Source organism: Pseudomonas sp. NFACC56-3, from assembly GCF_900100025.1.
Classification (GTDB): domain Bacteria; phylum Pseudomonadota; class Gammaproteobacteria; order Pseudomonadales; family Pseudomonadaceae; genus Aquipseudomonas; species Aquipseudomonas fluorescens_AA.
This window is the reverse complement of the sequence record NZ_FMTK01000007.1, coordinates 20,549-34,364: the sequence shown is the minus strand read 5'-3', so window position 1 is coordinate 34,364 and position 13,816 is coordinate 20,549. Positions and strand designations below refer to the sequence as shown.

The 13,816-nt window shown below is 62.9% G+C and carries 14 protein-coding genes; 8 read left to right on the top strand and 6 right to left on the bottom strand.

Translation table 11 applies throughout. The features are described 5' to 3' along the window. Positions 1 to 28: 28 nt before the first annotated feature. Positions 29 to 892: an aldo/keto reductase family oxidoreductase gene (locus BLO80_RS12265; RefSeq protein WP_092328180.1), complete on the bottom strand. Its 864-nt coding sequence runs from the start codon at positions 890 to 892 to the stop codon at positions 29 to 31. 100 nt (positions 893 to 992) lie between these two features. Here BLO80_RS12265 and BLO80_RS12260 point away from each other — a divergent pair, with 100 nt between their 5' ends. The 6 genes from BLO80_RS12260 (at position 993) to BLO80_RS12240 (ending at position 6,263) form a co-directional block, all read left to right on the top strand. Next, a complete protein-coding gene (locus tag BLO80_RS12260) occupies positions 993 to 1,946 on the top strand; it encodes a LysR family transcriptional regulator (protein ID WP_092328181.1) in 954 nt (317 codons plus the stop codon). Between the two features lie 278 nt (positions 1,947 to 2,224). After that, on the top strand, positions 2,225 to 2,908 hold the full coding sequence (locus BLO80_RS12255) for an SOS response-associated peptidase family protein (protein WP_092328182.1): 684 nt from the start codon (positions 2,225 to 2,227) through the stop codon (positions 2,906 to 2,908). Continuing rightward, positions 2,905 to 3,066, top strand: coding sequence for a hypothetical protein (locus BLO80_RS29160; protein WP_256574191.1), 162 nt, complete (start codon positions 2,905 to 2,907; stop codon positions 3,064 to 3,066). The genes BLO80_RS12255 and BLO80_RS29160 overlap by 4 nt, the downstream gene beginning before the upstream one ends. Before the next feature lie 74 nt (positions 3,067 to 3,140). Then, positions 3,141 to 3,521: a RidA family protein gene (locus BLO80_RS12250; protein ID WP_092196880.1), complete on the top strand. Its 381-nt coding sequence runs from the start codon at positions 3,141 to 3,143 to the stop codon at positions 3,519 to 3,521. 185 nt (positions 3,522 to 3,706) lie between these two features. After that, positions 3,707 to 4,258 carry a thioesterase family protein gene (locus BLO80_RS12245; RefSeq protein WP_092328184.1) on the top strand — a complete coding sequence of 184 codons (552 nt, stop codon included), beginning with the start codon at positions 3,707 to 3,709 and terminating at the stop codon, positions 4,256 to 4,258. A 241-nt stretch (positions 4,259 to 4,499) separates the two neighbouring features. Next, complete coding sequence (locus BLO80_RS12240; RefSeq protein ID WP_092328185.1) at positions 4,500 to 6,263, top strand: L-lactate permease; 1,764 nt, start codon at positions 4,500 to 4,502, stop codon at positions 6,261 to 6,263. A gap of 164 nt (positions 6,264 to 6,427) precedes the next feature. On the opposite strand, the gene BLO80_RS12235 is transcribed toward BLO80_RS12240, so the two are convergent. Further along, a complete protein-coding gene (locus BLO80_RS12235; protein ID WP_063320519.1) occupies positions 6,428 to 6,763 on the bottom strand; it encodes a hypothetical protein in 336 nt (111 codons plus the stop codon). A gap of 246 nt (positions 6,764 to 7,009) precedes the next feature. On the opposite strand from BLO80_RS12235, the gene BLO80_RS12230 reads away from it, so the two are divergent. Then, on the top strand, positions 7,010 to 7,666 hold the full coding sequence (locus BLO80_RS12230) for a polysaccharide lyase family 7 protein (RefSeq protein ID WP_092328187.1): 657 nt from the start codon (positions 7,010 to 7,012) through the stop codon (positions 7,664 to 7,666). An 18-nt stretch (positions 7,667 to 7,684) separates the two neighbouring features. Here the strand turns inward: BLO80_RS12230 and BLO80_RS12225 are convergent, their stop codons facing one another. From BLO80_RS12225 to BLO80_RS12215, 3 genes are all read right to left on the bottom strand, one after another. Continuing rightward, positions 7,685 to 8,917: a nucleoside permease gene (locus BLO80_RS12225; protein ID WP_092328188.1), complete on the bottom strand. Its 1,233-nt coding sequence runs from the start codon at positions 8,915 to 8,917 to the stop codon at positions 7,685 to 7,687. Between the two features lie 197 nt (positions 8,918 to 9,114). Beyond that, entirely contained in the window at positions 9,115 to 10,227 is a 1,113-nt protein-coding gene (locus BLO80_RS12220; protein WP_092328190.1) for a sugar phosphate isomerase/epimerase family protein, read from the bottom strand. Continuing rightward, the gene (locus tag BLO80_RS12215; protein ID WP_092328191.1) at positions 10,191 to 11,366 is read right to left on the bottom strand and encodes a Gfo/Idh/MocA family protein; all 1,176 of its coding nucleotides are present in this window, start codon (positions 11,364 to 11,366) and stop codon (positions 10,191 to 10,193) included. Before BLO80_RS12215 ends, BLO80_RS12220 begins: the two co-directional genes overlap by 37 nt. 166 nt (positions 11,367 to 11,532) lie before the next feature. On the opposite strand from BLO80_RS12215, the gene BLO80_RS12210 reads away from it, so the two are divergent. Next, the gene (locus tag BLO80_RS12210) at positions 11,533 to 12,537 is read left to right on the top strand and encodes a LacI family DNA-binding transcriptional regulator (protein ID WP_092328193.1); all 1,005 of its coding nucleotides are present in this window, start codon (positions 11,533 to 11,535) and stop codon (positions 12,535 to 12,537) included. Positions 12,538 to 12,709: 172 nt separating this feature from the next. On the opposite strand, the gene BLO80_RS12205 is transcribed toward BLO80_RS12210, so the two are convergent. Beyond that, positions 12,710 to 13,801 carry an SMP-30/gluconolactonase/LRE family protein gene (locus BLO80_RS12205; RefSeq protein ID WP_092328194.1) on the bottom strand — a complete coding sequence of 364 codons (1,092 nt, stop codon included), beginning with the start codon at positions 13,799 to 13,801 and terminating at the stop codon, positions 12,710 to 12,712. Between the last annotated feature and the right edge of the window lie 15 nt (positions 13,802 to 13,816).

The window sequence follows — 13,816 nt, the reverse complement described above, 5'->3', positions numbered from 1 at the left end:
GCTAGCGAGACGCTGCTCTTTCAGGCCACTAAACCAACGTGTCCAGCTCGGCCATCATCGGCGCAGGGATCTTCAGCTCACTCGCCGTGAGGTTTTCCCGCAGGTGCGCCAGGGACGATGTGCCGGGAATCAGCAGCAGGTTCGGCGCACGTTGCAGCAACCACGCCAGGGCCACGCACAGCGGTGACGCCTGCAAGCGCGCCGCCACGCTGGAAAGGGTTTGCGACTGCAACGGTGTGAAGCCGCCCAGGGGGAAGAACGGCACGTAGGCGATGCCCTGCCGGCCCAGGTCGGCGATGAGATGTTCGTCGTCGCGATGGGTCAGGTTGTAGTGGTTCTGCACGCAGACCACCTTGGCAATGCCCTGGGCCTGCTTGACCTGCGTGGCCGTAACGTTGCTCAGGCCCAGGTGACGGATAAGGCCCTGGCTCTGCAGCTGCGCCAGTGTCGTGAACGATTCTTCGATGGAGTCTTCCGTGGGCGAATGCATATCGCCCCATACCCGCAGGTTGACCACGTCCAGGACCTCCACCCCCAGGTTGCGCAGATTGTCGTGGACCGCCCGGGTCAGCTCGGCGGGGCTGTGGGCCGGGTTCCAGGATGCATCGGCACCGCGCACGGCACCGACCTTGGTCACGATGACCAGGTCCTGGGCATAAGGGTGCAGCGCTTCGCGGATCAGTTGGTTGGTGACATGGGGCCCGTAGAAATCGGCGGTGTCGATGTGGTTGACCCCGCTCGCCAAGGCTTCGCGCAGCACGGCGATGGCGGTCGCCGGGTCTTTGGGCGGCCCGAAGACCTGGGGCCCCGCCAACTGCATCGCGCCATAGCCCATGCGATTGACCGTGCGGTCGCCCAGTAAAAAGCTGCCTGCCTTGCCTGCAATGTTCATCTCGTCGCCCTCGGATCAATGTGAGTGGGCCGACTATAGGCGTTGACCATTCCCTTGATAATCAGGTGCAATCAGCACGGGTTGTACGGTGGAGAGAACAATGGCGACGGACATTCAAGACTTGCTGGCCTTTGTGGCCGTGGTCAATGCGAAGGGCTTTCGTGAAGGCGCACGGCTGAGCGGCAAGTCCGCGTCGAGCCTCAGCGATGCCGTACGCCGAATGGAAAGCCGGCTCGGCGTGCGCCTGCTCAACCGCACCACCCGCAGCGTGGTACCGACCGAGGCCGGCGCCCGGTTGATGGAACGCATCGTCCCAGCCTTGGGCGAGGTCGAGTCGGCGATGGACGTGGTCAACGACTTTCGCGACCGTCCTTCGGGCACCCTCAGGCTGAACGTTCCAGTCAGCGCGGCCCGGCTGGTGTTACCGGCGATCATCACGCCGTTCCTGAAAAGCTATCCCGACATCCGCCTGGAAGTGGTCACCGAAGAAAGCTTCGTCGACATGCTCGCGGCCGGCTGCGACGCGGGCATTCGCTACGACGAACGCCTTGAGCAGGACATGATCGCCATCCCCATTGGCCCCCGGTTCCAGCGCTTCGCCACGGCCGCCGCACCGGCGTACCTCGATGCCCGGGGCAGGCCGGAGCATCCCAGAGACCTGCTGGAACACGCGTGCCTGCGGGGCAAGTTCCCCAGCGGCGCCATGCCGTTGTGGGAGTATGAGCGTGACGGCGAAACCATTAGCGTCGACCCGAGCGGCCCGTTGATCACGCGCATTGGCGGTGCGGTGGACCTGTCGGTGCAAGCCGCTGTAGACGGTCTGGGCATCGTCTACCTGTTCGAAGACTGGCTGCGACCGTATCTGGACAGCGGTGTCCTCGAACCAGTGCTCGAACCCTGGTGGCAACGCTTCACCGGGCCCTTCCTCTACTACCCCGGTCGCCGCTACCTGCCCTCGCCGTTGCGGGCGTTCGTGGACTTCATCAATGCGCAACAGTGTGGGAGCGAGCCTGCTCGCGATGGCGTCAGCACAGCCAACACCCCCGCAAGCTGATACACCGCTATCGCGAGCAAGCTCGCTCCCACAGGGGGTCGACTGTGTACCTGAAAATCCCGACCCTCCACACATCCATTGTGGGAGTGAGCTTGCTCGCGATGGTGGTCCCTCATCGTCCGCTCGTCTCCCCGCCGTGAGGATTTTCGAACCAAGCCATTCGCCACGGCTCGGACCTACATGACACCGCTGAAAGCACGCTGACGCGCTTCGACGTCACGGCTTGAACAGCGGGTATCTCAAGGCTTCTTTGCGGTTCACTGCCGGGAGTTTTCGTTATGTGTGACGGTCTTGTTCAACACGGTTCTACAAAAGACTCCCTGGCATATTTCGTCCAGCGAGACACCCCCGGCAGCCGTTTCGGTACCCGCGTGACACCCTTGGACCTGTACGTAACGACGCCGCCCAAGGCCCAGGAGCGGCACAGCCTGATCAAGCCAAACATGCAGGTCAGCGCCATTCGCCGTCGCCGCGGGCACTTGGAGTGCATCAAGGTTCGCTGGGGCTGGTCGCCGATCTGGTCGGTGGGAACGATGCCGCCGCTGACGCATCTGCCCTTGCATCTGGTCATGCGCTCCAAAGTCTTCGATTCCATCAAGCACGAAGGCCGCGTACTGGTCGCCGTCGAAGGCTGGTATGAGGCGCAAGCCCCCGCCTCGCCCTCCCAGGCGCAACACCTCATCTACACGACTACCCGGCAGTCGACCCCGATCTTCCTGGCCGCCCTGGCCCAGGCCAGCGAGACGCCGTTTGGCTGTGACGGCCTGGCCCTGGTGACGTATGGCGACATCGCCAACCAACAGCAGCGGGTGCTGGCCTTCAGCGCCGAGGATGCACTCGATTGGCTGGAGCCCGAGCTGGGATGGGAGCAGGCACAACAACTGGCCGCACGCCTGAACGGCGCGCAACCGGCCCTTGAACCGGCGCTGACAGCCCAACGGCCGGCCCAGGGCGGGCTTTGATTCGGGATCCCGCGGCGGCGCAGTCCTATGGACGCATGAGCGCCGTCAGCCTCGACAGTGGCTTCGACGTGGCCGACGCGGCCCTGTTCGGCACCACGACGCTGGAGGCCGACATCCAGGCGCTGGTGCAAAACGATGGGCTGGGAGCATGCGGATAAAGGAATGCAGAAACGACGCAGCAAGGGACGGTAAACTGCGGCGATTCTTTTTCTTTTCCAGCATGAGGCTTTGCATGAGCAACCCAGACATCACGTTTATTCCAGATCCGGATGCGGACGCCATTTCCTCCGACGTCGCCGGTTTCGGCGGCCTGCTGGTTTCCACGCAAATCCCCACCCACGCCGACGGCAGCCTGGAACTGGGCGACATCACCCGGCAGAGTGAATGCACACTGCAAGCCCTCAAGAAGGCCCTGGAGGGCGCCGGCAGTTCCATGGACCGGGTCCTGCACCTGACCATCTACCTGACCGACATGGCTGATCGCGCCGCGTTCAACGAGGTCTACAAACGCTTCTTCGCCAAGCCTTGGCCGGTTCGTGCGGCGGTGGGTGTAGCGGCGCTGGCGGTTGAAGGAATGAAAGTGGAAGTGACCGCGATGGCGGCTAAGGGCTGAACGAGCACATCGCACGTTTGTAGCGCTGCACCGCTCTTTTGTGGCAAGGGTGCTTGCTCCCTGCCACAAAAGCCGCTCGAACATGCCCCAAATGCGCGATTGCCACGCAAATCGTCATTGTCGCACCTAGCCCGCTCCCTGCATGGGGTCTAGAGTGCGCCGCTTTCCCTTTTCACGGCCTACTTATGAATCTCTGGTTCCGACTGTTGCTGATGCTGTTCCGCCGCCCCTGGCGCAAGCCCGCAGCGCCCTTGGGCACCACGGTGGTGCGCATGCGGGTATGGCCGCTGGACCTGGATCTCAATCGCCACGTCACCAACGGACGCTACTTCACGTTGGCCGATGTGGGACGCATGGATTACGTGCTGCGCAGCGGCGCCTACAAGGTGGCGCTGCGCAACCGGGCGGTGCCGATCGTGGGGGATGTCTGGGGCAAGTTCAGGCGGGAATTGAAACTGTTCGAGGCGTTCGAGGTGCACACCCGCCTGCTCGGCTGGGACGAAAAATGGACGTTCATGGAGCACCGTTTCATCAGCCAGGGGCGTGTGGTCGGGGTGGTGATCATGCGCGGCCTGTTCCGTTCGGCCAAAGGCACGATTGCACCGGCTGAGTTCATCCGCGAACTGGGCCTGGCCGAACAATCTCCAGTCATGCCCGATTGGTTGGTCGCCTGGTCGCAAAGTTGCGACGGCTTGAGCCTCAAGCTTCGCCTGGAGGAAGGTGAGCCCCCACGCTAGCCAGCACACCACTTACCCTGTGGCGAGGGAGCTTGCTCCCGCTGGGTGGCGAAGCCGCCCCAAGAATTTGTGCTTAAACAAAAAACTTGGGCCTGCTGCGCAGTCCAGCGGGAGCAAGCTCCCTCGCCACAGGGTCTTATCCCAGGCCTCTGCGCCATTCCCCTCGTCAATCCCCGCCTATACTTCTCTGCCAATCCCCCTTGGGGCCTGCACTTCCAACAATAAAAAGCAGAGGTGGAACATGGTCTGGCAACAAGTCTACGATCCCTTCGGTAATGCGGTGCTGTCCACGCTCCTGGCGGCGGTTCCGGTGGTGGTGATGTTGGCGTCCCTGGCGTTCTTTCATGTCAAGGCACACCTGGCGGCCTTGCTGGCCCTGGCCTCGGCCTTGCTGATCGCGATTTTCGCCTTCGGCATGCCTGCGGGCATGGCCGGGTCTGCGGCGCTGTATGGCGCGGCCAACGGCCTGCTGCCCATCGGCTGGATCGTGCTCAACATCATTTTCCTGCACCGGCTGACCACTGAGAACGGTTCGTTCAAGGTTCTGCAGGACTCCCTCGCGCGCATCACCGACGACCGGCGTCTGCAATTGCTGTTGATCGCCTTTTGCTTCGGCGCGTTTTTCGAGGGCGCGGCAGGCTTCGGCACGCCGGTGGCGGTGACCGGCGCGATCCTGATCGGGCTGGGGTTTTCTCCCTTGGCCGCCTCGGGTCTGGCGCTGATCGCCAACACCGCGCCCGTGGCCTTCGGCGCCCTGGGCACGCCCATCATCACCTTGGCCAAAGTCACCGGGCTGGATGAAATGGAGCTGTCGATGATGGTCGGTCGGCAGTTGCCGTTTTTCTCGGTGCTGGTGCCGTTCTGGTTGATCTGGGCCTTCGCCGGCTGGCGCAAGATGCTGGAAGTCTGGCCGGCGATCCTGGTGGCCGGTGTCAGCTTCGCCATCCCGCAGTTCCTGGTGTCGAACTACCACGGGCCGATGCTGGTGGACGTCATCGCCGCGCTGATTTCCATGGCCTGCCTCACCGGCTTCCTCAAGGTCTGGAAACCGGCCACGGTGCACACCTCCGCCGCGCTGTCCGGGCGGGTCGACAACTCGAAGATCGATGCCAGCGAGGATGAAAAACCCACCGCCAGCGCGGCGTTTTCCAACGACGCCCGCCCCGCCGTGGGACGGGCCTGGATGCCGTGGATCATCCTCACGGTGTTCGTGTTCGCCTGGGGCACCCAGAGCTTCAAGAACCTGTTCGACACTCGTCCGGCCATCGATCCCCAGACCCAATCGGCCCGACTGGATCCCCAAGGCAAGCCGGTGCGCGAGGCCAATCCGATCTTCTCGCCCCTGGTGACCTTCGGCACCATTCACCAGCAGATCGAAAAAGTCCCGCCCGTGGTGCCCCAGCCTAAAACCGAGGAAGCGGTCTACAAATTCAACTGGTTCACCGCCACGGGCAGCGGCATTTTCCTGGCCGCGATTCTCGGTGGCTTGCTGATGGGCTATTCCATTCCACAACTGCTGCACCACTACCTGCGAACGCTCTGGGTGGTGCGCTACTCGCTGATCACCATCGTCGCGATGTTGGCCCTGGGGTTCCTCACGCGGTATTCAGGCCTGGACGCGACCATGGGCCTGGCCTTCGCCGCCACGGGCATTTTCTACCCCATGTTCGGCACCCTGCTGGGCTGGCTCGGCGTGGCGCTGACCGGCTCGGACACCGCCTCCAACGTGTTGTTTGGCGGCTTGCAACGGGTCACGTCCGAACAACTGGGCATCAGCCCGGTGTTGATGGCCGCCGCCAACAGTTCCGGTGGAGTGATGGGCAAGATGGTCGACGCCCAGTCGATCGTGGTCGCCTCCACCGCGACCCGCTGGTACGGTCACGAAGGCGAAATCCTGCGCTACGTGTTTTTCCACTCGGTGGTGCTGGCGATTCTGGTGGGCGGGCTGGTGACGTTGCAGGCGTATGTGGCGCCGTTCACGCATATGGTGGTGGGAGGACAGTAATCGAGGAGCCGGCATGATAGGGCTGTTGTGGCGAGGGAGCTTGCTCCCGCTGGGCTGCGAAGCGGCCCTTTTGCGATCGCTGCGCGATCGAGCGGGAGCAAGCTCCCTCGCCACAGGCAAGCGCCTTTACAACCGGCAGGCTCGCTTGCCTTTCAAGCAGGGTGTTACTGAACGCTTTTCAGCTTGACCACATCACCGGACACCGAGGTGGTGTAGCCGGTCAGGACCCAGGCCCAGAACCAGTTTTCCTGGACTTGGGTGTTGATCATGGCGTCGCCGCCCTTGGCCTTGATCGCCGCGGTCTGGGCGCGTACGAAACGGTTGTTCTGGCGGATCGGGATCACGCCGAACAGCAGCAGGCCGGTGGCCTTGGCTTCACTGTGGCCGACAACGGTGTATTGGCTGCTGTCGTATTGCTGGGTTTTCATCGGGGTGCCGGTGCAACCCGCCAGGGCCAGGCCAAACAGTGCGCAGGCGACAACTTTGCTGATTTGGTTCATTTGATGCTCCATGGGAAGACGCCCGGGATCCGTCTCTCGGGCGGCGCGCACTTTAACCGATCAGCAACAAATTGACACACGATAATCCGCCCAATTCAGTGCCTGAAAGGCTCATCGCAGAGCCATCCGTCAGGTGCGCCTCCAGCGAAACAGCCCCCCGTCGATAACATGAAAACTGCGCCACGGAAGGCAGTTTCTGTCTTGACGGCCGCCAGGTAACGGCCGGTCCCGTTGGAGGGTTTTATCATGATTGACCTGACTGTCTGGAACATTACCCTGCCCGTGCAAACGCCGGCGCAGGTCGTGGCGACCAAAGCCATGCCGACCCTGAAAAACAAGTATTTCGACAATAACGGCCAGCGGATCGTCTTCTGGGCGCCGGTCACCGGTTCCCATACCGGTAAAAGCGAGTACCCGCGCTCCGAGCTGCGGGAAACCGGCAAGGACGGCAAGCTGCGCAACTGGCGCTATAACAGCGGCACCAATACCCTCAAGGGCACCCTGGCGGTGAACCAGGTGCCTTCCGAGGGCCGGGTGGTGGTGGCGCAGATCCACGCCAAGGACGCCCCCACGCCGTTGTTGAAACTGGTGTACCGCTACGCCAAGGGCACCGGCAATATCGACGTGGAATACCGGGTCAAGCCCAAGGACAAGAAGAGCCCGGTGATCTACACCGTACCAAACGTGCCGCTGAACAAAGCCTTCTCCTATTCGCTGCAAATGGACAAGCAAGGCAAGCTCTCGGTGCTGATCGGCAGCACGGGTAAACAGGTGAAGTTGGACCCGTCCTGGTACGGCTATGACTTCTATTTCAAGGCCGGTGTCTACACCTTGGACAACAAGGGTTATTCCAACGAAGGCGGGAAAGTGACCTACACCAAGCTGGACGTCAGTCACAAATGACTGACGCCCAGCCCTGCTTCAAGCTTTTGACGGCGCAACGAGCGCCTGTTGGCCACGGAAGGTAAACAGGAAGCAGACCAACACCAGCAGCGCGAAACCGGCCGGGAACAGCCAGATGCTCTGCCAGTCATGACCGCCCGCCACGACAAAGTGATCGGTCACCTGCCCCGCCACCCAGAAGCCGATCAGCATCCCCACGCCATAGGTCGCCAGGGTAATCAGGCCCTGGGCCGAGCTGCGAAAGCGCTCCGGTGCCTTGGCGTCGGTGTAGATCTGCCCCGAGACAAAAAAGAAGTCGTAGCAGATGCCGTGCAAGGCAATGCCGGTGAACAGCATGAACGCCAGGTCGCCGTTATTGCCGTAGGCGAACAACACGTAGCGCAACGCCCACGCCAACATGCCCACCAACAGTGCCAGCTTGATGCCGAAGCGTTGGATGAACAGCGGCAACAGCAGCATGAATAACACTTCCGAGACCTGCCCGATGGCCATCTTCGCCGTTGGGTTGGTCATCCCGGTTTCGGCCAGGAACGGGTTGGCATTCTGGTAATAGAACGCCAACGGAATGCAGATCAGGATCGAGGCGATGAAGAACACCAGGTAGCCGCGGTCCTTCAACAGACCCAACGCGTCCAGCCCCAGCAGTTGCTTGACGCCACCCGCGCTGGCCTGTTCCTTGAGCGGCGCCGTGGCCGGTAGCGTGAAGCTGTAGAGCCCCAGGACCAGGGACGCGATGGCCGCCATCAGGAACGTATTGCGCAAGCCGCCTGCCGAGATCGCTTCGCGCGAATCCCAGGCGAACACGAAGCTGATCACCACACCCGCGACGATCCAGCCAAGGGTGCCCCACACCCGGATGCGGGAGAACTCCAGCGCCGGATCGCGCATCTGCCGGAACGCCACGGAATTGACCAGGGCTAGCGTCGGCATGTAGACCACCATGTACACCAGCACGTATGGGTAGAACACGCTGAAATCCGCCGCCGAATACAACTGATACAGCAACACCGCGCCGAGCAGGTGCAACACCGCCAGGATCCGTTCGGCGTTGAAGAAGCGGTCGGCGATCAGGCCAATGACGAACGGCGCAATGATCGCTCCCCACGATTGCGTGGAAAACGCCATGCCGATCTGCCCACCGCTGGCGCCCAGGGTGCTGGAGAGGAAGGTGCCGAGGGTGACGAACCAGCCACCCCAGATAAAGAACTGCAGGAACATCATCACGCTGAGGCGTGCATTCATCGTGGTCATGAGCGTCACCGTTTTATTGTTGTTCTTGTGAAGAAAAAGCCGTACCGCTTTTGTTACGGAGGATCCCCACTGTGGGAGCAAGGCTTGCCCGCGATGGCCGCGCCGCGCTCCAACCGTTGAACCGCGTTTTCGTTCATCGCGGGCAAGCCTTGCTCCCACAATGGATTTCCTGGCCACCGGGTTCTGGGTGGAGCCGGTTACCTCAACAAGCCCAACAACCGCCGGTTGGAGTCCTCATCCGCCGTGACGCTGGCGAAATCGTCGAACGCCTTGCCGGTCTTGCTGATCATGTGGCGCTGGATGAACGCCGCCCCTTCTGCGGCGCCCTGCTGTGAGTCCTTCAGGCAACATTCCCATTCCAGGACCGCCCAACCGCTGAAATCGTATTGGGTCAGCTTGCTGAAGATCGATTTGAAATCGATCTGGCCATCGCCCAACGAACGGAACCGCCCGGGACGATCGACCCAGCCCTGGTAGCCGCCGTACACCCCCGAACGGGCATCGGGGCGGAACTCGGCGTCCTTGACGTGGAACATGCGGATCCGTGCGTGGTAACGGTCGATGAAGCCCAGGTAGTCCATCTGTTGCAGCAGCAGATGACTGGGGTCGTAGAGAATCGCCGCCCGCGGGTGGTGATCGACCGCCTCCAGGAAACGTTCGAACGAGGCACCGTCGTGGAGGTCTTCGCCGGGGTGGATTTCGTAACACAGGTCCACCCCCGCCGCGTCGAAGCCATCGAGAATCGGCAACCAGCGCCGGGCCAGTTCGGCGAAACCCTGCTCCACCAAGCCCGTCGGCCGCTGCGGCCAGGGATAGAGATACGGCCACAGCAGCGCGCCGGAAAACGTCGCATGGGCCTTGAGACCCAGCCGCTGGCTGGCGCGGGCGGCCAGCTTGAGCTGCTCGATCGCCCACTCGGTCCGCGCCTGGGGCTGGCCACGCAAATGGGCTGGGGCGAAATCATCGAACAGCGCGTCGAACGCCGGGTGCACCGCCACCAACTGGCCTTGCAGGTGCGTCGATAATTCGCTGATCTCGACACCGGCCTGGGCACAGGTGGCCTTGAGCTCATCGCAATAGGCCTGGCTCTCGGCGGCCCGGGCCAGGTCAATGTATTGCGTGCCCGATGTCGGCAGTTGAATGGCCTTGTAGCCTTGTGAAGCGGCCCACTGGGCGATGTTGGCCAGGGTGTCGAACGGGGCTTCGGCGGACATGAACTGCGCCAGGAAAATGCCTGGGCCGCGCAGCCCACTCGGTGTCTTGTCGAGGGTATTCACAACAGGGATGCTCCGGTTTGCACGGTGGTCCATTTCGCGTCGCCACGGTGGTTGAGGATGGCGGCCTCGATGAACGCCATGCCACGCAAGCCGGTCTCGATGCCCGGTACGCCTGGAGCGTCGGGGCCTTCGACATGGTTGCGAATGGCGTGGGCGAAATCGCCGTAGAGGTTGGCCATGGCTTCCAGGTAGCCCTCGGGATGCCCGGCCGGCAGACGCATGCGCCGCGCGGCCGCCTCGCACAGCCACGGCTGGCCAACGCCGCTACGCAGGATGCGCAAAGGCTGGTCGAAGGCGCGATGGACCAGGCTCGCCGGTTCTTCCTGGCGCCACTCCAAGGCGCCCTTGTCGCCGTAGACGCGAATCTTCAGCGGGTTCTCTTCGCCGGTGCAGACCTGGCTTGCGATCAACACACCGCTGGCGCCGCCCGCCATCTTGAACAGCATCGCCGCATCGTCATCCAGTTGCCGCCCCGGGACGTGCGTGCCCAACGCCGCGCATAGCTGCTGGATCGGTTGGTCCGCGACGAACTCGGCCAGGGAAAACGCATGGGTACCAATGTCGCCGATGCAACCGCCCAGGCCGGACTGGCCGGGATCGTCGCGCCACTCGGCCTGCTTATTGCCTTGGGCGGCGACATCCTGGCTGAGCCAGCCTTGGGGGTACTCGACCAGCACTTTGCGCACCTGGCCGATCACGCCCGAGCGCACCATGTCCCGGGCCTGCCACACCATGGGATAGCCCAGATAGGTGTGGGCCAGGCCATAGAGGCAACGGCTGCCGTGCAGCACCTCGCGCAGGGCCAGCAGTTCCTTGAGGTCCAGCGCGGCGGGCTTCTCGCTGAACACATGGAAACCGGCTTTCAAGGCCTCGCTGGCGATGGGCGCATGAAGATGATTGGGGGTGACGATGACCAGCAACTCCATGCGCTGATCAAGCGGCAGCAGCGCTTCGGTGTTGAGCATTTGCTGCCAGTCGTGATAACAACGGGACGTGGCCAGGCCCAGGGCCGTACCCGTCTGCCGAGTGTTGTGCGGGTCGCGGCTGAACGCGCCGCACACCAGTTCGAAACCGCCGTCCAGGCCCGCGGCCTGACGGTGAGCCTGGCCGATGAAAGCGCCCTCTCCACCGCCGACGAAGCCCATTCTTATTTTCGGTGCTACAGGATTCATCGCGATTCTCTTCCCGTCAGGATGCCGATGTAACCGGTTACATCATGGCGGAAATCTAGGCTCAGTTTTCCCGCGTGTCAAACCCACAGGGTCACCGTGGAATATTTGTGAGGCGCTCAACCTGCGGTAAGCTCCCCCACCGTACCCCCTGTTCCCCGAGGTGATTTTGTCCAACATTCGTGAGGTGGCCCGGCTGGCGGGTGTTTCGGTGGCCACGGTGTCCAGAACCCTGAAATCGCCCGAGCGGGTACTCCCCGAAACACGGGACAAGGTCAACGCGGCAGTGGAACAGGCCGGCTATCGGCCCAACCTGATGGCGGTGCAATTCCGCTCCCGCCGGACCGGCAATCTGGTGATCCTGGTACCGGCCATCGCCAACACGTTTTTCGCTCGGGTCATCAGTGGCGCACAACAGGCTGCGCAGGCGGCGGGTTATCGGTTGCTGTTGTGCGACACCCAGGGTCGGGCGCAGATCGAGCGGGAATTCGCCGCCCTGGTCTACGCCCACCAGGCCGACGGGGTAATCCAGTTGCGTGCCAGCGATCCGTTCGAATCGATGCCCACTGGCGCCGACAGCCTGCCGCTGGTCAACGCCTGCGAAGTGGTCAAAGGTGCCCCCTACCCGACCATCAGCCTCGACAACCGAGCCGCCGCCCAGGCCATGACCGAACACCTGATCGGCCTCGGCCATCGCCGCATCGGCATCATCAAGGGACCACGCAGCAGCCCCCTGACCCTGGACCGCGTGGCCGGCTACCAGGATGCCCTGCACCAGGCCGGCATTGCCGTCGACCCCAGCCTGATCTGCCATGGCGACTTCACCTTGAAGGCCGGTGACGACGGTGCCGGTGCGTTGCTGGCGCTGGCCGATCGCCCCAGTGCGCTGTTCTGTGAAAACGACGAAATGGCCATCGGCGCGCTCAGGCGTATCAAGCGAATGGGCTTGCGAGTGCCCAAGGACATTTCCCTGGTGGGCTTTGACGACATCCCGTTCGCCGCCTACTGCGACCCGCCCCTGACGACCATTTCGCAGCCTGCCGAGATGTTTGGGCAAAAAGCGGTGCAGATGCTGATTGCCCTGATCGAGAAAAAGCCGATTGCCGAACGGCATGTGGTGTTGCCGTTTGAATTGACGGTGCGGGGCAGTACGGCCTCTAGAGCCAGACAGTAAGTGGAACCCGTGGCGAGGGAGCTTGCTCCCGCTGGGGCGCGAAGCGGCCCCGAATGAAGCTGCTTGAATCAACCAGACACACCGCGCTGCCTGGTTGGGGGCTGCTACGCAGCCCAGCGGGAGCAAGCTCCCTCGCCACAAAGCCCATCAACTCCAAGGGTGAGTGTTTCACTCAGGCAAACGTCGCCCCTCGAGTATTCACGAACAGCGAATACAACGAATGGCTGCCGGCCATGAACAAGCGATTGCCTTCCCGGCCGCCGAAGCAAACGTTGGGGCAACGCTCCGGCAGGGAGATGTGCCCGATGGCCTTGCCTTCGGGGTTGAACACCCGCACGCCGTCGAGCTTTTCCAGGTCGGCCTTGGGGTCGCCATTGCCGCCCCAGCCGCACCAGAGGTTGCCGCTTTCATCGCATTTGAGCCCGTCGATCGCCGCGTAATCCAAGCCTTCGATGTGCTTGCGCCGCTCGCCCAGGGTGCCGTCGTCTTTGACGGCGATGGCCCAGATCAAGCGGTTGGGCTTGGCCCGGCCTTCGACCACATAGAGGATTTTTTCGTCCGGGGAAAAACACAACCCGTTCGGCCCCGCCAGGTCGTCGATCACCCGGCTGACTTTGCCGGTTTCGCCGTCGATGCGGTACACCGCGTGGGGCTGGACGGGCGTGACTTTGTGCCCCTCGTAGTTGTTGCCGGTCTGGAACGGCGGGTCGGTGAACCAGACCGAACCGTCCCGCTTGCAGACGATGTCGTTGGGCGAGTTGAAAGGCTTGCCCTCGAAACTGTCCGCCAGCACGGTGAGGGTGCCGTTGTGCTCGGTGCGGGTGATGCGCCGGCCTTCGCTGGCGGTGGTGGAGCCTTCGCACACCAGCAGCCGCCCCTGGCGATCGCGGCACATGCCGTTGGAGAAATTGGCATTTTCCCGGTACACCGACAGCCCGCCGGTGATTTCATCCCAGCGCACGATGCGGTTGTTGGGAATGTCACTGACCAGCAGGTAACGCCCGTCACCGACCCACACGGGCCCCTCCGCCCAACGCAGGCCGGTGGCGAGCTTCTCCACGCTGGCGTTGAAGATGCGCAAGTCCATGAAGCTGGGGTCAAGGATATTGATCAGCGGGTCTGGGTAACGCTGGCTCAACGGCTCGGCCTGGGCGAGCCCGGGCAGGTTACCAAGGGTGGCGGCGGCGGCCGAGACCACCAGGGATTTTTTCAGGAACACCCGGCGGCCCTGATCGGCGGCGGTTGCAGAGTGCGAAACATCCATCGTGCGTCTCCGTTA